Below are 17,792 nucleotides of genomic sequence, written 5' to 3'. Positions count from 1 at the left end.
GGCCTCTATTTCACCGTCACTTCTTGCTTATCAGTCAGTGTGGCCGTGCCGGGCAGGAGGATGACTTCATCGGCTTTGAGCTCGGGCACCTCGACGTTCACGCCGTCGTTGAAGCCGGGCTTGATGGCGGTTTTTACGGCTTTGCCGTCCACATGCTTGAAGACAAAGCTGTTGGCTTTTTCCTTCACCAGTCCGGCCACAGGGATGACGGTGGCATCGTCATGCTGCTCCACCGCGATGCGTGCCATGGCGAACATGCCGGGGCGGAGTTTGCCGTCTGCGTTTTTGAAGTCGGCTTCGATGAGCATGGTGCGTGTGGTGGTGTCTAGCGCACCTGCGATGCGGGTGAGGGTGCCTTTGATGACGGTGCCATTGAGAGCATCCACTTTGGCCTCGACCTGTTGGCCGACTTTGAGCAGAGCGGTCTCCACCTCGATGACGGGCACTCGGAGGCGCAGGGTGCTGACATCGGTGAGCTGGAGCAATGTATCGCCCCCAGCGGAGGCGAAGGCTCCCAGGTCCACGCGGCGGTCGGTGATGACGCCTGCAAAGGGTGCTTTGATCTGTGCGAGCTCGATGAGTGCGTTGGTGCGCTCCATGCCCGCTTTGGCGATGGAGAGCTTCGCCTCGGCATCATCGACAGACTGCGGGAGCACGAGCTCGGGTGACTTTGCGCGGGCTTGGTGGAGGCGCTTTACCTCGATTTCGGCGGCGGCGATTTCGGCGCGGTGGCTGATGAGGTCTGCCTTTAGTGCGGGGACTTCGATCTGGACGAGCTGCTGCTGTGCGGTGACGACATCGCCTTTGTCCACGCTGATTTTTTCGATGTAGCCAGCGACGCGGGCCTTTAGCTCCACCTTCTGCCAGGGAGCGAATTCACCGGGCAGCGTGACCCAGCGGTGGATGGTGCTCTTCTGCGGCTTGGCGGCAGGTAGCTCCAGCGCGATGGCGCAGGTGGTCAGGAAGGTGAAAAGGAGGATCAGTTTCATGATTGGGACAAAAAATGGAGGTGGTGTAGCACTCGGATTCACTGAGGTCGGGCTTCAAAGAGCGCACTCTGTTCGTCATCAGGATCGAGTGAGGCGGAGGTGGCCTTCTTACTGGCAAAAAGGGCAAAGACGGCGGGTAGGATGAAAAGTGTGGCGATGGTGGCTAGCGCGAGACCACCGACGACGGCGCGGCCCAGTGGCGCAGTTTGCCCAGCTCCGAGTGCCAGGGGCAGCATGCCTGCGATCATGGCAAAACTGGTCATCATGATGGGGCGTAGGCGGCTCACCGCACCCTCGATGGCGGCGGCGCGGCGGTCGCCTGCATTGGCGAGTCGGTCGCGGTCTGCAAAGGTCACGAGCAGGATCGCATTCGCCACGGCGACACCCACGGCCATGATCGAGCCCATGGCAGACTGGATATTGATGGTGGTGCCGGTGAAGAACAGCGCGAGCACCACACCCGCGAGCACCGCAGGCATGGTGGAGACGACGACGATGGCGAGCCGCAGCGACTGGAAGTTCGCACAGAGCAGAAGGAAGATGACGACGATGGCGATGATGAGACCATTGCCGAAGCCCTCTGAGAGCTGCTCGAAGGGCACGACTTGTCCGCGGATGTCCACCTTGGTCTTGCCATCGGCGGCGGGGCCTACTTCCGCGATGGCTTTGCGCACGGCTTTGATGGCATGGCCGAAGTCGATGTCGTGCACGTTCGCGGTGATGCTGGCGATGCGCACCATGTTGTAGCGCTCGTAGGTGCCCACGGCGGTGCCGGGATCGAGCTTGGCAATGGTGCGCAGCAGCACGGTGCCACCTTTGGAGGACTTCACGGGTGTGTTCCCGAGGTCCTCGATGCTCCGTGTGCGCTCCTCTGGGATCTGCACCTGCACATTGAAGCTGATGCCTGTGCCTGGATCTGCCCAGAAGACCGGCTGGGTGAAGCGGCTCGATGTCGTGGCGGCTACGAGGCTACGCGTCACGTCCTCCACATTCACGCCGAGCAGTCCCGCCCGCTCGCGGTCGATCTGCACATTCACTGTGGGTGCATCGAGCGTCTGGGCGATCTGCGCATCGCGTAGGAACGGGAGTTCGCTGAGCTTGGCGAGTAGCTTTTCGGCATGCTCTTTGCTGGCGGGCAGGCTGGGGCCGCTGACGGCGATTTCGATGGGGGTGGAGGCACCAAAGCTCATCACCCGGCTGACGATGTCCTGCGGCTCAAAAGACACCCGCACATCGGCCAGCTCACGCTTCATGATGCTGCGCAGTTTTTCCTGCAAAGCAGGCACCGCGACACCGGGATTCGCTTTGAGCTGTACGGCCAGCCAGCCCTCTTCGGGGCCGCCGTTCCAGAGATGCACCAGGTTCACCGGGAAGCTGGAGTTATGCACGCCCACCATGCCGATGGAGAACTCCACTGGGGCCTCATCGCCGATGATTTTGAGGATTTTTTGAGCGATGCCTTCGGTGATGCCGACCTGGGTGCCGCTGGGGGCACGGAAGCGGATGGCGAACTGGCCGCTGTCCGTCTGCGGGAAGATTTCTGAGCCCAGGAATGGGCTGAAGGTGGCAATGATGAACCCGGCACCGCCGAGATAGGCTGGCACCAGTATCCAGCGGCTGGTGACGGCGGCCTTCACCAGCCCACTGTAGGCACGCACTAGGATACCGGGCTTCCGCTCATGCGTTTGCACCTTCTTTGGCAGCAGCCACACGGCCAGCACCGGCACCAGTGTGCTGGAGAGAACAAAGGAGGCAAACATCGCAAAGCCCACCGCCAGCGCCAGCGGCACGAACAGCGCCTTTGCCGCGCCGATCATGAAAAAGGCGGGGATGAAGACCGCGAGGATGCACAGCATCGCTAGAAGGCGCGGCAGAGTCGTCTCCAGCGTGCCATCCAGCGCAGCGCGGGCCAGGGGCCTGCCGCGAGCGAGATGGGTGTGGATGTTTTCCACCGTCACGGTGGCCTCATCGACGAGGATGCCCACAGCGAGTGCCAGTCCACCCAGCGTCATGAGATGGATGTTTTGCCCGCTGATCCATAGGCCGAAAGTGGCGGCCATCAGCGACAGCGGGATATTGATGATCACGATGAATGCCGTGCGCAGATCACGCAAGAAGACCAGCACCATCAGGCCTGTAAGCAGGGCACCGAGAGCACCTTCTTTGACCAGATCGTCGATGCTGCGCTTCACCACAGGTGTCTGATCGAATTCAAAGCTCACCTTGATGCCGTCTGGCAGCAGCTTTTGGAATTCAGGAATGCTTTCTCGCACTTTTTTGACGACTGCGAGCGTGGAGGCCTCCGCACGTTTTGTGACGGGCAGATAGACGGTGCGCTTTCCATTCGCCAAGGCATAGGAAGTGGTCACATCCGCAGCATCGGCCACGGTCGCCACATCGCGGATGAAGACAGCGCCTTGATCCGTCGTTCGCAGTGGCACGGCTTCCAGGTCCTTCACATTGGAGACGATGGCGTTCGTCGGCACGATGGGATATTTGCCATCGAGGTTCATGTTGCCGGAGGGGCTGATCGGATTGCCCTTGGCGATGGCCTGCACGATGTCATCCGGTGACAAGCCGTAGGCCTTCATGCGGTCTGGGTTCACATTCACCACGATGCCGCGTGAGCTGCCTCCGAAGGGCGGCGGCGCGGAGACGCCTGGCAGGGTGGCAAAGGCTGGCCGCACCTTGTTCAGCGCCTGGTCCTGCATCTGATTCAGCGTGATGTTCGGATCATCTGTGGAGAAGACTATGTGCCCCACGGCCACGCTACCTGCATCAAAGCGCATGATGAAGGGGGCCACGGTGCCCGGCGGCATGAATGCGCGGCTGCGATTCACCTGCGCCACGGTTTCCGACATCGCCTGACTCATGTCCGTGCCAGGGTGAAACTGTAGCTTCATGATCGAGGCCCCCTGGATCGACTTGGACTCCACATGCTCGATATTCGCGATGTAGAGGAAGTGGTACTCGTAGCGATAGGTCAAATAGCCCTCCATCTGAAGTGGGTCCATGCCGCCATAGGGCTGCGCAACGTAGATCGTCGGGATGCCCAGCGGTGGGAAGATGTCCCGCGTCATGCGCTGAAGACCCAGCCATGCCCCCAGCGCCACAGCCACGACGGCAACAAGAACGGTCCAAGGATGGCGAAGAGCAAAACGAGCGAGAGACATGCTAAAGGTGGCAGAAGACGAAAACGGAATGACAAGAGACGAGGGTTTCCGCAGGCGGCGAAATGGGCAGCCATTACGGGCACCGTAAAACGTGAGGCTGCAACGATCTTTCCTCCAAATGATGTGTTTTCACCCAGCGGACAAACTAGGCCATCGGGTCAATGATTGGAGACTTCGACACCGAGTTCTTTGAGCTGCTTACGCACGATCTTTAGCACCGCACGTCCATCCCTTGTGATCTTATAAGAGCGCGGTGCCTTGGGTCCGCGGGCGGGGTCTGCGGTGGAGGTGAGCCAGCCATTGGTCTCCATGCGTTTGAGCAGCGGATATAGGGTGCCTGGACTGACGTCATAACCATGATGCGCCAGTTCCTTGAGCATCCACTGGCCGATTACTTCTCCTTCGGCGGCATGATGCAGCACATGCACCTTCCAAAAGGAGAGCAGGATTTCGCGATTGATGAGTTTCAGGTCCACGGAGGCAGATGGTGCAACGATTTGACGTTTCTTGATCTAGAACATGAGACGAGTTCTCTCGAATTCAATGCTCGGTTCGACATCATCTCAGACGCAATGGCGGGTTTCGGCGTCGCGCTCCTGAAAACGGTGCTGATGGGAATGGACTTGAGCATCAGCCTCAAGACGTTGATAGGGCATTCGCACACACCTTTCAGTCGCCGTCTCTCGCGGATAGCTATTTTGATCTGCCATGCGCTAGGCTGCTCCGAATCTGCAAGAATCGCCTTTTTCACCCTTCTTCACCTGCATGACTGCTCCATCCTTTTCACTGCAAAACAAAATCATCCTCCTCACAGGCGGCGCGGGTCTCTATGGTCGTGGTTTAGCGGCGATGCTGGCTCAGACCGGTGTCACGCTCATCCTGGCGGCTCGTGATGTGGCGAAGCTGCAAATCGTCGCCGATGAGGAGACAGCCCTGGGCCACAAGGTCTTCGCTGAGTCGCTCGATCAGGGTGATGAGGCCTCTGTGATCGCCTTGCATGATCGGATCAAAGCAAAATTCGGCCCCCTGCACGGCCTGGTGAACAATGCGGTGCTCCGCCCGATGAAAGGTGCCAAAGGCGCAGCGGAGCAGTTCGCCGAATCCATGCGTGTGAATGCCACGGGTGTGATGCTCATGCACCGGCACTTTGGTCAAACCATGGCGGAGGCTGGACGCGGCAGCATCGTGAACATCGGCAGCATCCAGGGCATGATCGGTCCCAGCTACGAGCTCTATACCGGCACGAACATGGGGGATATGCCGCCGGATTACTTCTTCCACAAAGGCGGCATGGAGAACCTGACCCGCTTTTACGCCGCGCTCTATGGCCCGAGCAACGTCCGCGTGAACAACCTCGCCCCTGGTGGTTTCTTCAATCATCAGCCGGAGCCATTTTTGCAGCGCTACTGCGAGCATACCATGCTCGGACGCATGGCGGATGACACCGACCTCGGTGGTGCGGTGATTTTCCTGCTCAGTGATGCCTCACTCTACATCACGGGCGTGAATCTGCCCGTCGATGGCGGTTACACGGCGAAGTAGTCACTTCAGCAGCTCAGCGACCGGGATGCGGTAGAATTTATCCGTGCGGGACTGCTTTTTGTCCTCACCACCGAGGCAATAGACAGATCCGCCGAGCTTCACGAGGCTCACCATCGCCGCGTAGGGCAGGGGTGTGGCCTCCCGGTAGCTATCGGCCTGCACATCATAGATCACCGCCGCCGCTGTGAAGTCATCTCGATAACCGCCTGCGATGTAGATATGCTGCTCATCGAGAGCGACGGCGCAGAGGCCACGGGTGGCGTGAGCGAGGGGTCTCAAACTGCGCCACTGATTCTTCTCCGGCGTGAATGCGTAGGCGACAGCGGTGTTCATGACAGTCTGAGTCGTCGTCTCAAAGTTCATGCCGCCAAAGACGAACAACGCATCTCCCACGACGGATGAGGCCGCCGTAGCAAAGGGTTTACCAGGGAAGTCCGCGAGGCGTTTCCCCTCTTTGTCGAGCAACCAAGTCTCACGGCTGACTCCGGCGAGATTCGCTGGATCATCCGTGCCACCGACCGCGATGACGCTCTGACCAATGACGCCACCTGCGGCGAGGGCTGCGTGTTTGAAAGCTCCCACTGGGTTGACCTTTTCGCCATTGAAGCCGCCCAGGTATGAAAGGCCTTCCTGCGTTTGTACGGTGATGGCATAGCCCACGGGCTCGGGCAGCTCTTGGGTGCTTTTCCAGACTTTGGATGATGGATCGAAAGTGTGGATTTTTTTCAGCCAGTTTTTCTTCCCGCCTTCCCAGTTCGTGCCGCCCATCAGGATGATTTGGCCATTTTGATGTCCACTTACACCTCCACCATTGGGCTCAGGCAGCGGCGGCAGTGGCTCCCATTGCCCGTAGGCGCTGCAAAGGAGTGCGAGGCTAACAAAGAGCCGTTTTGTCATCAGGATCAGTCGCTCGTTCATAATGGTCGGTGTGTTCGGATTTCCATGTGGGCAGGAGGCGCACGTCGTTTTTGCCGCTGAGTTCGCCAGGGTCACTAGCAGGCGAGGCGTCCTCGGCACGCCGCATTTCCCACCAGCATTGGCCGCAGTGGTTGTGCTCGTGGTCGATGACAAAACCTGCCTTTTTCATCATCGGTCCGATCCAGCCCATGCAGTGGTCGCAGTAGTCGCGGTATTGATCCAGGCCATTACGGATGAGGAATCCCTTGGAAGGGCATTGATGCATGTCGATGCGGTACACCTCATCTGTCGCTGTCATGACATGATCGGCGGCCTCCTCCTCCAGCGTGTGGTGCCAGTATTTTTTCATCCCTTCGATGCCCTGGCCGATGATCAGATCGGCGGCATGCCGCTGGGAGTCGATGCTGATGGCCTCTTCCCAATACGCACGCACTAGGTCATGCCCACCCTGCTGCTCCAGCCAGCCGAAAGTCCACTCATAGTGCCCACAGAAGTCGTAGCAGCCGATCATGATGCGTGGGTGATGTCCTCCAGACGTTGGGGTTCCAGTTCAGAGCTGTTTTTCATGAAGCGCTGCTCGCAGCAGCCATTCCCGCCTAGCACACGCACCGTTAGGCCCGCAGGTGCCGCCATCGCCTCGCTGACGAAGTAGCAGTGCTGGCAGAAAAGCGGCATCACCTCACGCTGCTGCACACGCAGGTGGCGGATGGCGGGGCAGACCTGGACGCGGACATGCACTGCATCCGCCGACTCGCTCACTTGCACCTCTGCACCGGGCTCCGCATCGAAAAAAGCCCGCCAGTAGTCCGCCACGGCCCGCAGGCCACCTGCTCGCCACTTTTCCGCCACAGGAGCATGATACTGAGTGCCCAGCTCGTGCCAGTAACGCCGCAGCCCCTCGATTCCCAGCTTGGCATGGATGAAGCGGAAGGTCGCATTGATCGCTGTGTAGAAATCCGCTGCGCCGACGGGCTTCGTATCGGTGTAGGGCAGTGGGGCGGCGTCAGGCATGGCTGTAGTTCGCTTCCGGCAGTGGAGAACTTTCGACCCAGCGCCAGAGAATGCACAAAACTCACCCCGATTGCAGCCACAGCCAGCCTTGCCAGTTTTCAAACACGGCCTAGATAGCACGCCAACTCATGAGACCCACGCCCCGATTACTCCGCGTCCTGCTGGTGCTGCTGGCGCTGGCATTGGCGGGCAGTGTCTGGGGTCAAATCGCCATCCTCTGGCGCATCGGTGCAGCGCTCACGGTTCTCGTGCTCGTGCTCGATGCGCTCACGCTGCCGCGCAAAGGCCGCATCACCGCGCAGCGCTCGCTGCCGGGCCGTTTCGCGCTCGGTGTGCCAGGCTCTGTGACCCTGACGATCACGCACACCGCGCGGCGTGAGCTGCATCTGGAGGTGTTTGATGGTATCCCGCTCGGTGCAGAGGCAGAAGGCATGCCGCAGCACCTGGCCATACCTCCCGGACAGCATGCCACCGCATCGTACGAGGTCCGCTTCGTCCAGCGCGGTCAGCACAGCTTCAGCCTGGTGCAGGTGCTAGCAGACTCACTGCTGGGACTCTGGCGGCGGTTTTATCAAGCCGGTGAAGCGCAGATGACGCGTGCGTATCCGAACTACGAGCCCGTGGTGCGCTTTGCCCTGCTGGCCACGGCAAACAGGCTGGAGCAGATGGGCATCGTGCGGCGGCGGCGCATCGGTGCCTCGCTGGATTTTCACCAACTTCGTGATTATCAAGACGGCGACGTGCTCTCCCGCGTGGACTGGAAGGCCACCAGCCGCCGCCTCAGCCTTATCAGCCGTGATTTCGATGAGGTGCGTAATCAGACCGTGCTGCTGGTGCCAGACTGTGGCCGCCGCATGCGTGCTCTGGATGGCTCGCTCTCTCAGTTCGATCATTGCCTCAATGCGATGCTGCTCATCGCCTTCATCGCCCTGCGGCAGGGTGACGAAGTCGGCGTGTGCGGCTTTGGCGGCACTAAAAAGTGGCTCCCACCAGTCAAAGGCACCCATAGCATGCCACGCCTGCTCAATCACCTCTACGATTACGAGACCACCAGTGAGCCGAGCGACTTCATCGAGGCCGCAGAGCAGGTCATGGCGCGGCAGAAGCGCCGTGCGCTGGTCATCCTACTGACCAATCTACGCAGCGAAGATGGTGGCAACCTCGTCACTGCCACACACCTCATGCAAAAGCGCCATCTCGTGCTCGCCGCCACGCTGCGTGAGCAAGAGCTCGAAGACCACGCCGCTCGCCCCGTGCAGAATTTGAACGATGCACTCGGCTATGGTGCGCTAACCCATTACTTCGGTGAGCGCCGCTTGCTGCTGGAGAATCTGCGCTCACGCCGCGTCCTGACTGTGGATGAGACGGCGCAGATGCTCCCCGTCGCTCTGGCCAATAAGTACCTCGATGTGAAAGCTGGCGGGAAGTTGTAACAATGCCGCGTTCACGACTCCACACCGATGAATCCCACGCTGCGACTCCTTTTCATCCTCATCACCACACCGTTGGTGGCCCAGGAGCAGCGTTTTGACTTCGAGGCCCCTTTTGATGGGCACCAAGTTCCGTGTGTCATTTTATACCCAGGACTCCCAAAAGGCAGAAAAAGCTGCCCAAGACACCGTTGAGCGCATCGCGGCCCTGAACGCGATTTTTTCTGACTACGAGCCAGAGAGCGAATTATCACGTTTGAACCGCGCAGAGGCCGGAAAGCCCTTTGCAGCCAGTTTGGAGCTCTACGGGCTCATTTCGCGTGCTCATGAGCTTTCCGCCGCCACCGACGGAGCCTTCGACATCACCTGTGGCAATCTCACCCGCCTCTGGCGCCGCACACGAGATCAAAAAAAGCTCCCTCCGCCGGATCGGCTGCAAAAAGCACTCGCCGCCACGGATTACCGGGCCTTGGCACTCGATCCATCCTCCCGCAGCCTCACGCTGAAGCGTGCAGGCATGCTCATCGACCTCGGAGGCATCGCCAAAGGCCGCGCAGCGGATGAAGCCCTGCGGCTGCTGCGTGAGCGGCACGGCATCCGTCGTGCGCTGGTCATCGCTGGTGGAGACATCGCCATCGGCACTGCTCCACCTGATGCCGCTGGCTGGGAGATCAAGCTCCGCACGCAGTCCCTCGCAGCCACGGACAACCGCCTGACCACGCTGATACTCGCCGAGCGCGGTGTATCCACCTCTGGCGATCTTTATCAATACATCGAGATCGACGACACTCGCTACGCGCACATCGTCTCGCCCAAAACGGGCCTCGGCCTCACCCAGCGCATCGCCTGCACCGTCATCGCACCGGACTGCACCACCAGCGATGCCCTAGCGACAGCGATGTGCGTCCTAGGCCGGGAAAAAGGCACTTTGGCAGCAGCGCAGGTCGCAGGTGTCGAGTTGCTCTGGCCAGAGTAAATACGGCCTACACAAACAGCCCACTCAGCGTGCCGGTGCTCACATTGTTGAAGCTCGTCATCTCCACACCGAACTGCTGCGCCAGCGAGAGATGCAGATTCGCCAAGGGTGTGCCTTTGGCGAAGGTGGCGTGCTGACCCGTCTTCATGCGGCCTTGGCCTTTGCCGATGAGCACTAGAGGGAGGTCCTCTTTGATGTGGCCGTTGCCATCCTTCATCTCACTGCCGTAGAGCACCACGCTGTTATCGAGCAGCGATCCATTGCCTTCATCAATTCCGCGCATCTTCGACACGAGATATTGCACCTGCTGCGCATACCAGCGGCTCACGGTCGTGTACTCGGCCACTAGCGCCTCTTGGTTCTTGTGGTGGCTCATGCCGTGGTGGTCGTTCTTCACGCCATCGAGGAAGGTGAAATTTTGCCGCGAGAAGCCATGCGCACTCATGAAGGTGGCCACACGCGTCGTGTCTGTCTGCAAAGCGAGCACCATCAGGTCCAGCATCAGCTTCATGTGTGCATCCTTGCTCATCGGGATGCCAGCAGGTGGCCGTTTTAGCTCTGGTGGCGTCAGCGGTGACCACTCCGGCGCAGGCGGATTCATCGTGCGTGCGATTTGCTGCTCCACACCGCGCACGCCTTCTAGATATTCGTCGATCTTCTCCTTATCGCGACCGCTAGCGATCTTTTGCAGTGCTTTGGCATCCTCCAAAACGAGATCCACCACGCTGCGCCTATTCTCCGCTGCTCGCCGTGCTTCCGGCGACGACGGATCGCGGAAAAGCCGATCAAAAGCCGCTCGCGGGCTAATTTCTGGCGCGATGCGCTGCGTGGCGCTGCTCCAGGAAACGGTGTTTGCCAATGCGATGGGATCATCACCGGCCATGCCCTGCCGTGGCGGCTCCGTACCGAGCTCGATGCTCGCAAAGCGAGTGCCCTGGCCAATCTGCCGCGCGATGACCTGATCTACCGAAATGCCATTCACCCCATTCTCGATGGCCGTGCCGGTCAAAAAGGCCCCGGTGAGCTTCACATGCCCTTTTCCGCAACTGTCGATCCCACTCAGCACAACCATGTCATCGCGATAATCCGTCAGCGGCTGCAAAATCGGCGACAGCGCAAAATCCCGCCCCGTGCCCGTCACATCCCAAGCCTTCGGAAACACTCCGTTCGGCTGGAAAAACGTCACAAACCGCCGTGGCGGCAGTTTTGCGGCAGCACGGGCCTTCGGCGTCATGATTTCGAGCCATGGCAAAGCCAGCGTGGCTCCGAGTCCACGAAGAAGAGTGCGGCGTTCGATACGGTGGGACATATTCCGCCTCAACGCCCCCCAGCTCCCCCACCTTACATTTGAATGCCGGAGGCATTCCCCTGGCCATTCGTAGGGAAGCCCTCCGGGCTTCAAGGTGTGGTGCCTTGAGTCCGAAACGCCTCGCTGAGCACGATGGACTCGATGAGGACGTCGGCGCGGTGGTCGTTTTGTTTCAGGGGGGCGAGCAACTGGCGGATCAAACCTTCATCCTGGGGCTTTAAGGCACGACCAAGCGCAAACGCGGTGAGGCGCTGGGTGACGTTGCGGAGGAATTCATCGGCGTGGTGCTGCTGGATGGCGTTTCGTAGCTCGGCGGGGCCGTTGATTGAAATGCCGCCGGGGAGGGTGCCAGTGGCATCGACAGGCTTGCCTGCTTCCTTTTCGCGAAAGCGGCCGATGGCATCAAAGTTCTCTAAACCGAAGCCGATGGGGTCGATCTTGTCATGGCAACTGGCGCAGCTTTCGTTGCGGCGATGCGCGGCGAGCTCTTCACGCAGTGTCTTGCCGCGATCACCGGCTTTGTCATCGAGCTGACCGGCATCGGCGGGTGGTTCGGCGAGTTTGCGGCCGAGGAGGTTTTCGAGCAGCCATTTGCCGCGAATCACGGGGCTCGTGCGGTTCGGCGTGGAGGAGGCGGTGAGCACGGCCGCCATGCCGAGAAGTCCCGCACGCTTGTCATCGGTGAATTTGACCGGCTGCATGGCCTCGCCACTCACTGCGATGCCGTAAAGTTTCGCCAGCTCGGCATTGGCAAAGGTTTCGCGGCTATCGAGCAAGCGAGAGAGGCTGCCGCCAGTTAGCAGGAGGTTTTCAAAGACGAGCACGGGCTCCAGTTTCATCGCATCCGCCAGCGCGGGTGTGAAGTCGCGGAACTTCCGCGCATCCGGCACATGCTCGGTGCCCAGGCCGGAGAAGCCCAGCCACTGGCTCAAAAACGTGCTCGTGAAGGCCCGCGAGCGCGAATCAGCGATCATGCGCCGCACCTGCACACGCAGCGTAGCGTCGTCGTGCAGCTTTCCGGCATCGGCGAGAGTGCGCAATTCATCATCCGGCATGGTCATCCAGAGGAAGTAGCTCAAGCGGCTGGCGAGCTGATGATCGTTGAGCTTTCCGGCACGCAACTCATCGCGGAACAAGAAGCTCGGTGAGGTCAATGCGGCGGCGAAAGCCAGTTTCAGAGCCTGTTCGGGCGATTCGCCGCGTTTTTGGGCCTTTTCATGAAGCGCGAGGTGTTTTTCGAGTTCTCCGGCTCGCAGGGGCCGACGGAAGGCTTTTGGCAAAAAGGCACTCAAAGCGGCTTTGGCATCACTTTGGAAGATCTCGCGTGGTTTTAAGCCTGTGGGCGAGATCGGGCCTGCGACGCGAATCCAGTCCACTCCTGGCGCACCGACTTTTTCGGCCTTCACGGCTTTTTGAGCCTCTGCACTGCCGATGAGCGAGGCGGGATCAAAATTCAGATCGAGCACTTGGAGTGAATCACCCACCACTTCGCGGTTGCTGGCGAGCTTCTGCACGTTCGCAGCCTCGATCTGGCGATCCAGCTCGGCTACGGAGAGCTGCATCACCTTGGCGAGCTGATGCTTCACAACCACCATCGCCTCGGTGCGCTCTGGTAGTAGATTGTAAAAGCTGCGCAGATCGTTCGGGCTGCCAGCGGGCGTCACCGCACGCAGATACTCGATGCGCATCTGCATGTTCTGGAAGTTGCGGTTGAGTGTGTCGGTGAGCTTCTTGATCTCGTCTGTGGCATTTGCGGGCAGCGGCAGCTTTGGCGCATTCTTCGCTGCCGCATCCTTCACTAGCGGCGCAGCCTTCTTTTGATCAAAGACAGGATAACCGCCCTTTGGTGCTGCCTTTCTGTTTTTGCGCAGCGGTGCCGGTGTTGCGGCACGCAGGCTGGTGTTGTCGATATTCCAGGTCATCTGATGCGTGCCAGCACGGAGCAGTAGCTCGATCGTTTCCTCCTGCGGTGCGTTGTCGAGGCACTTCAGAAGCGCCCGTGGCTCGTTGTCGATGCGCAGACGCATGCCGCTATCTCCACCTCGGCCGACGTGCTTCACTGTCAGCCGATACCAGCCATCCGCAGGCACGATCACCTCGTCATAAAGGGTGCGCTGCCCCGCTCCGGCCAGCGAGTAGCCGACTCCGCCGCCGGGCAGGTCCTCGGGCTTCGCGCTGCGCTCCGTCATGAGCATGTTTTCGGCCTCGAAGTGCTTCGTGTAAGGCTGCTGGCGCAGATTGAGCATGCTTTGCAGAGCATAATCCGCCGCATCGAAAAGCTGCTCCGCCAGCGCGGGGGAGATGAAAAGCGCATCGCGATCATTCGTGAAGCCCGAAAGGCCTGGGCCATCATCCAGCAGCAGCTTGCCGGGCTCAAAGTCGATGCCGAGGAGATCACGCAGGGTGTTGTTGTATTCGGTTTTGGTCAGTCGCGGTAGCGTGACGTGCTCGATACCTTTCTGCTGGCTCCAATCGACCGAGTCGATGCCCTTGCGCAGAAACGCGACGATCTCCGCCCGATCAGCACTGCGGGGTAGCGGCTTCTTTGGCGGCATTTCCTCCTCTTCGACCTGCTGGAGCATGGTTTGCCAGAGCTTGAATTCCTTCACCACATTTTGCGGTGAGCCGAAGTGCGTGAGATCGACATCGCCCTTTTGTTTGTCGGCGTTATGGCAGTCGAGGCAGTATTTTTGCAGCAGTGGGCGGATTTCCGCTGCGGTGGTGCAGGAAAGACTGAAGACAAAGATGACGAGGAGGCGAATCACGGGCGGGGAAACGGCGGAATGCAGCGCGAGCCTTCATGGAACTGTGGTCAAATTGAGCTGGAATGGTGATCAGATTTTTTTGACGAGGGAACAGGATGCCGACAGCTTTTGCATTCCACTTCGTATTCGCCTTCTCATGTCTGATCGCTACGCCACCTCTCGCCGCCTCTTTGAACGTGCCCAAAAATCCATCGCTGCTGGCGTGAATAGCGGCATTCGCAAAATGGAGCAGCCAGTGCCGCTCTACTTTGACCACGGGGATGGCCCGCGCCTGTGGGATGTGGATGGCAATGAGTGCCTGGATTTCCAGATAGGGCAGGGGGCTCTGCTCTATGGTCATGCACCAGCGGGAATGGCGGATGCCATCGCCGCACAGGCGCACAAAGGCACCCACTGGGCGGCGCAGAGTGAACTGGAGATCGATGTGGCCGAGCGGCTGCAAAAACTGATGCCTGGGGCGGAGCGTGTGCGCTTCAATAATAGTGCCACGGAAGTCGTGCTCTCCGCGCTGCGCCTCGCTCGTGCGCACACAGGCAAGCCGCTCATTTTGAAGTTTGAGGGCGCTTATCACGGCTGGGCGGATGAGGGGCTCGTCGGCTTCGCACCCCCGCCGGATCTATGGGGCGACGATGAGGCCCCTACGCGGCTGCATCCCTCCCAGGGCGTGATTCCTGCGGTGCTCGATACCTTTGTCGTCGCCCGCTGGAATGACCCCGATCACCTCCGCCGCGTGGTGGAGCGTCATCGCGGTCAGATCGCTGCGATCATCTTTGAGCCCATCATGTGCAACACCTGCTGCATGGAGCCGGTGGACGGCCTCATCGCCACCATCCGCGAGCTATGCGACCGCGATGGCATGCTCATGATCGCGGATGAAACGATCACGGGCTTCCGCTTTGCGCCGGGTGGTGCGCAGCAGTTCCTGGGCTTCACGCCGGACCTGACGATCCTGGGCAAGGCCATCGGCGGTGGATTGCCCTTTGCGGCATTGGTGGGCAAAGAAGCGGCGTTTCAAAAAATCATCTCGGGGCAGGTCGTGCATGCAGGCACGCTCAATGGGAATCCGCTCTGCCTCGCGGCATCGAAATGGTGCCTCGATCATGTTTTGAGCCTCGGAGACACGCATCCGCGTGTCGTCACGGAGCTCGGACAAAAGCTGATGCACGGCCTGCGCACGCTGGCGGATCAAAATGGCATCCCCCTGCGCCCCCAGGGCCCCGGCGCGGCCTTCCACGCCGTGATGCTCAAAAAAGGTGCCGCCGAAGGCCCTATCCGCGACTACCGCGACTACGCCCGTCGCCAGGATGCGCCACGCTGGGCTCATCTGCGTCGCTGCCTGCTCGATCACGGCGTCCGCGCCATCGAGCGCGGCCTGTGGTTTGTCAGCCTCGCCCACCGCGAGGAGCACATCACCGAAGCTCTGGAACGCGCCGCGCCCGCCTTTGCCCAACACGCTGCGGAGTGGAGCGCAGCCTAAACCGAACATGAAAAAGCGAGTCCTCATCTCCGGTCTATTCCACGAGACGCACACGTTTCTGGATGGCACCACGGGCCTTGGTGATTTCCACATCACTCGTGGCCAAGACATGCTCATGGCCAAAGGCGATAGCTCACCGCTCGGTGGCGTGCTCGAGCTGGCAGAGGAATTCGGCTGGGAAGTGCTGCCCACGGTCGATTACCGCGCACAACCGAGTGCCACGGTGGAGGATGATGTCGTGGAGACCTTTTGGAAGGATTTTATCAACCACGCTGAGCCACATTTCAGCCAACCGCTCGATGCGTTTTACTTTGTCCTGCATGGAGCGATGACTTCGCAGCGCATTCAGGATGTGGAGGGAGAGCTTCTTCAGCGTATCCGCGCCATTCCAGCGCTGGCGAAGCTGCCGCTGTTCGGCGTCTTTGATCTACATGCCAATTTTACCGCAAGAATGGCTGCTCTGAGCGAATGCCTCGTTGGATACCGAGAGAATCCCCACACGGATGCTCGTGAGGCAGCCTGCGTGTCAGCTCGCTTGCTCCAGCGTTGTCTGAGCTCAGGCGAGCTACCGCATCAAAAGGTGCAGATTTGCTCCATCGTGTGGCCGCCGACGGGCACGGCGACATCCAATGACCCGATGAAGACTTTGGAGACCATGGCCCGTGAGATGGAGAAGCGCTCGGGGATATGGTCAGTCAGTGTCGTGGCTGGTTTTGCCTTTGCCGACACGAAAGATACGGGCGTCAGCCTGCTAGCCACGGGCACCGATCAGCAGGCGATGGAGGATTGTCTCAAATCGTTGTCCGCTAAGGCGCATGAACTGCGTGGACTCGGCAATGTGATCGATCCGCCGCTCAATGAGATCATGGAGCTGGTGCTTGCTGCCACCAGTGGCCTCACAGTGCTCGTCGAGCCCTCGGACAATATCGGCGGAGGTGCTCCTGGCGATGGCACGGGACTGTTGCGTGCTTTGCTCGACTTTGAAGTCGCGAATAGCGCCATCTGCATCGCTGATCCTGCGGCAGTGAAGGCTGCCGCTGCCTCTGGGATCGGCTCCCGTGTCACACTGAGCATTGGTGGCAAAGGTAGCCGACTGGATGCGGGTCCTGTGGAGCTGGAGGTCGAGGTCATTGCACTGAGCGATGGCTGCTTCGAGCTGGAGGATAAGCAAAGCCATCTCGCCAGCATGTGCGGCGATCGTTTCGACATGGGGCCGACTGCGGTCGTCCGCCATACAGGCCTCACCATCCTGCTCACCAGCACCAAGACGCCGCCCTTTGACCTCGGTCAGTGGCGCAGCCAGGGGATCGAGCCGACGCAGCTCTCCGTCATCGCGGTGAAGGCCGCCGTCGCTCATCGGCGAGCTTATGATCCCATCGCCGCACGCATGCTCTGGGTGGACACACCTGGTCCATGCAGCAGCAATCTGAAAACGCTGCCCTACAAGCACATCCGCCGCCCCATTTACCCGCTCGATGCATGAACCATCCACTCGTCTCCTATCCCTGCAATCCCGACACGCCGACCTCGCATCTGCCCTTCAGCCCCTGCGTCGTCGTGGGTGATCTCATCTTCGTCTCTGGCCAAGCCAGTGTGGATGCCAAAGGAGGGATCATCAGCGATAGCTTTGAGGGCGAATTCCGCCGCAGTGTGGAAAATCTCCGCAAGGTGCTGGAATCCGCCGGTAGCGATCTGGCCCATGTCGTGCAGACGCGGAATTACGTCCGCGATGCCGAAGACGTAGCTCTCTACAACCAACTCTACCGCGAGTACTTCCCTGATCCAAAACCCGCCCGCACCACCATCACCAACTGCCTGCCCTCCAGCCTCCGCTATGAGATCGAGGCGGTGGCGGTGAGGCGGCTGACGTGATGCAAAGCGAAGCGTTGACAAAAACATCACGGTCCCGCATTTTCCAACCCATGAACGCCACCATCTCAGTTCCTGCCGCATGGATTCAGTCTATTGTGGACTTTAGGTTGCCATCCCAAACGGATGGGCACCTGAGGAAGTTGATGGATCGGAATAATGATGGGCTTCTACTGGCGGAGGAAAAAGAAGAACTCGCCGCGCTTGCTGCCCTGAGTGAAGATTTTTCCGTCCTACGTGCACAAGCACTCCAATTGCTAGGTTCCCGCCCTGCATGAGCGTATCCGCTCGCATCACGGCTCTTGTGCAAGCTCGCGCTGGCGGGCGGTGTGA

Annotated in this window: 15 protein-coding genes; 7 read left to right on the top strand and 8 right to left on the bottom strand. The window is 60.1% G+C overall.

Features of this window, described 5'->3' with window-relative positions:
* Nucleotides 1–5 precede the first annotated feature (5 nt).
* From IPK32_01560 to IPK32_01550, 3 genes are all read right to left on the bottom strand, one after another.
* Complete coding sequence (locus IPK32_01560; protein ID MBK8090705.1) at nucleotides 6–989, bottom strand: efflux RND transporter periplasmic adaptor subunit; 984 nt, start codon at nucleotides 987–989, stop codon at nucleotides 6–8.
* Nucleotides 990–1,027: 38 nt separating this feature from the next.
* Entirely contained in the window at nucleotides 1,028–4,162 is a 3,135-nt protein-coding gene (locus tag IPK32_01555; GenBank protein MBK8090704.1) for an efflux RND transporter permease subunit, read from the bottom strand.
* Between the two features lie 158 nt (nucleotides 4,163–4,320).
* Entirely contained in the window at nucleotides 4,321–4,659 is a 339-nt protein-coding gene (locus IPK32_01550; protein ID MBK8090703.1) for a helix-turn-helix transcriptional regulator, read from the bottom strand.
* Between the two features lie 268 nt (nucleotides 4,660–4,927).
* Between IPK32_01550 and IPK32_01545 the strand changes: the two genes are divergently transcribed.
* Nucleotides 4,928–5,704: an SDR family oxidoreductase gene (locus IPK32_01545; protein ID MBK8090702.1), complete on the top strand. Its 777-nt coding sequence runs from the start codon at nucleotides 4,928–4,930 to the stop codon at nucleotides 5,702–5,704.
* Here the strand turns inward: IPK32_01545 and IPK32_01540 are convergent, their stop codons facing one another.
* From IPK32_01540 to IPK32_01530, 3 genes are read right to left on the bottom strand one after another with little or no spacing between them, the layout of a single operon-like run.
* The gene (locus tag IPK32_01540; protein ID MBK8090701.1) at nucleotides 5,705–6,622 is read right to left on the bottom strand and encodes a hypothetical protein; all 918 of its coding nucleotides are present in this window, start codon (nucleotides 6,620–6,622) and stop codon (nucleotides 5,705–5,707) included.
* Nucleotides 6,579–7,133 (bottom strand): hypothetical protein, encoded by a 555-nt coding sequence (locus IPK32_01535; protein MBK8090700.1) that lies wholly within the window; start codon nucleotides 7,131–7,133, stop codon nucleotides 6,579–6,581. Before IPK32_01535 ends, IPK32_01540 begins: the two co-directional genes overlap by 44 nt.
* Entirely contained in the window at nucleotides 7,130–7,633 is a 504-nt protein-coding gene (locus IPK32_01530; protein MBK8090699.1) for a hypothetical protein, read from the bottom strand. Before IPK32_01530 ends, IPK32_01535 begins: the two co-directional genes overlap by 4 nt.
* A gap of 128 nt (nucleotides 7,634–7,761) precedes the next feature.
* On the opposite strand from IPK32_01530, the gene IPK32_01525 reads away from it, so the two are divergent.
* The gene (locus IPK32_01525) at nucleotides 7,762–9,066 is read left to right on the top strand and encodes a DUF58 domain-containing protein (GenBank protein ID MBK8090698.1); all 1,305 of its coding nucleotides are present in this window, start codon (nucleotides 7,762–7,764) and stop codon (nucleotides 9,064–9,066) included.
* Between the two features lie 115 nt (nucleotides 9,067–9,181).
* Complete coding sequence (locus IPK32_01520) at nucleotides 9,182–10,039, top strand: FAD:protein FMN transferase (protein ID MBK8090697.1); 858 nt, start codon at nucleotides 9,182–9,184, stop codon at nucleotides 10,037–10,039.
* A gap of 7 nt (nucleotides 10,040–10,046) precedes the next feature.
* Here the strand turns inward: IPK32_01520 and IPK32_01515 are convergent, their stop codons facing one another.
* Together IPK32_01515 and IPK32_01510 are read right to left on the bottom strand one after the other, a co-directional pair.
* On the bottom strand, nucleotides 10,047–11,348 hold the full coding sequence (locus IPK32_01515; GenBank protein MBK8090696.1) for a DUF1552 domain-containing protein: 1,302 nt from the start codon (nucleotides 11,346–11,348) through the stop codon (nucleotides 10,047–10,049).
* A gap of 89 nt (nucleotides 11,349–11,437) precedes the next feature.
* Nucleotides 11,438–14,113, bottom strand: a complete 2,676-nt coding sequence (locus IPK32_01510; protein ID MBK8090695.1) for a DUF1592 domain-containing protein — start codon at nucleotides 14,111–14,113, stop codon at nucleotides 11,438–11,440.
* Nucleotides 14,114–14,249: 136 nt separating this feature from the next.
* On the opposite strand from IPK32_01510, the gene IPK32_01505 reads away from it, so the two are divergent.
* The 4 genes from IPK32_01505 to IPK32_01490 are packed head-to-tail and all read left to right on the top strand — an operon-like array spanning nucleotide 14,250 to nucleotide 17,737.
* Entirely contained in the window at nucleotides 14,250–15,590 is a 1,341-nt protein-coding gene (locus IPK32_01505) for an aminotransferase class III-fold pyridoxal phosphate-dependent enzyme (GenBank protein ID MBK8090694.1), read from the top strand.
* Between the two features lie 7 nt (nucleotides 15,591–15,597).
* On the top strand, nucleotides 15,598–17,073 hold the full coding sequence (locus IPK32_01500; GenBank protein ID MBK8090693.1) for a M81 family metallopeptidase: 1,476 nt from the start codon (nucleotides 15,598–15,600) through the stop codon (nucleotides 17,071–17,073).
* The gene (locus IPK32_01495; protein ID MBK8090692.1) at nucleotides 17,070–17,462 is read left to right on the top strand and encodes a RidA family protein; all 393 of its coding nucleotides are present in this window, start codon (nucleotides 17,070–17,072) and stop codon (nucleotides 17,460–17,462) included. The genes IPK32_01500 and IPK32_01495 overlap by 4 nt, the downstream gene beginning before the upstream one ends.
* 50 nt (nucleotides 17,463–17,512) lie before the next feature.
* On the top strand, nucleotides 17,513–17,737 hold the full coding sequence (locus IPK32_01490) for a hypothetical protein (protein ID MBK8090691.1): 225 nt from the start codon (nucleotides 17,513–17,515) through the stop codon (nucleotides 17,735–17,737).
* Nucleotides 17,738–17,792 lie beyond the last annotated feature (55 nt).

This window comes from Verrucomicrobiaceae bacterium (assembly GCA_016713035.1).
GTDB lineage: Bacteria > Verrucomicrobiota > Verrucomicrobiia > Verrucomicrobiales > Verrucomicrobiaceae > Prosthecobacter.
This window is presented reverse-complemented; position numbering and strand designations above follow the sequence as displayed.

Coding starts and splice junctions, on each gene's coding strand:
- IPK32_01560 (MBK8090705.1), bottom strand. CDS start 989: ATGAAACTGATCCTCCTTTTCACCTTCCTGACCACCTGCGCCATCGCG.
- IPK32_01555 (MBK8090704.1), bottom strand. CDS start 4,162: ATGTCTCTCGCTCGTTTTGCTCTTCGCCATCCTTGGACCGTTCTTGTT.
- IPK32_01545 (MBK8090702.1), top strand. CDS start 4,928: ATGACTGCTCCATCCTTTTCACTGCAAAACAAAATCATCCTCCTCACA.
- IPK32_01540 (MBK8090701.1), bottom strand. CDS start 6,622: ATGAACGAGCGACTGATCCTGATGACAAAACGGCTCTTTGTTAGCCTC.
- IPK32_01535 (MBK8090700.1), bottom strand. CDS start 7,133: ATGATCGGCTGCTACGACTTCTGTGGGCACTATGAGTGGACTTTCGGC.
- IPK32_01530 (MBK8090699.1), bottom strand. CDS start 7,633: ATGCCTGACGCCGCCCCACTGCCCTACACCGATACGAAGCCCGTCGGC.
- IPK32_01525 (MBK8090698.1), top strand. CDS start 7,762: ATGAGACCCACGCCCCGATTACTCCGCGTCCTGCTGGTGCTGCTGGCG.
- IPK32_01520 (MBK8090697.1), top strand. CDS start 9,182: ATGGGCACCAAGTTCCGTGTGTCATTTTATACCCAGGACTCCCAAAAG.
- IPK32_01515 (MBK8090696.1), bottom strand. CDS start 11,348: ATGTCCCACCGTATCGAACGCCGCACTCTTCTTCGTGGACTCGGAGCC.
- IPK32_01505 (MBK8090694.1), top strand. CDS start 14,250: ATGTCTGATCGCTACGCCACCTCTCGCCGCCTCTTTGAACGTGCCCAA.
- IPK32_01500 (MBK8090693.1), top strand. CDS start 15,598: ATGAAAAAGCGAGTCCTCATCTCCGGTCTATTCCACGAGACGCACACG.
- IPK32_01495 (MBK8090692.1), top strand. CDS start 17,070: ATGAACCATCCACTCGTCTCCTATCCCTGCAATCCCGACACGCCGACC.
- IPK32_01490 (MBK8090691.1), top strand. CDS start 17,513: ATGAACGCCACCATCTCAGTTCCTGCCGCATGGATTCAGTCTATTGTG.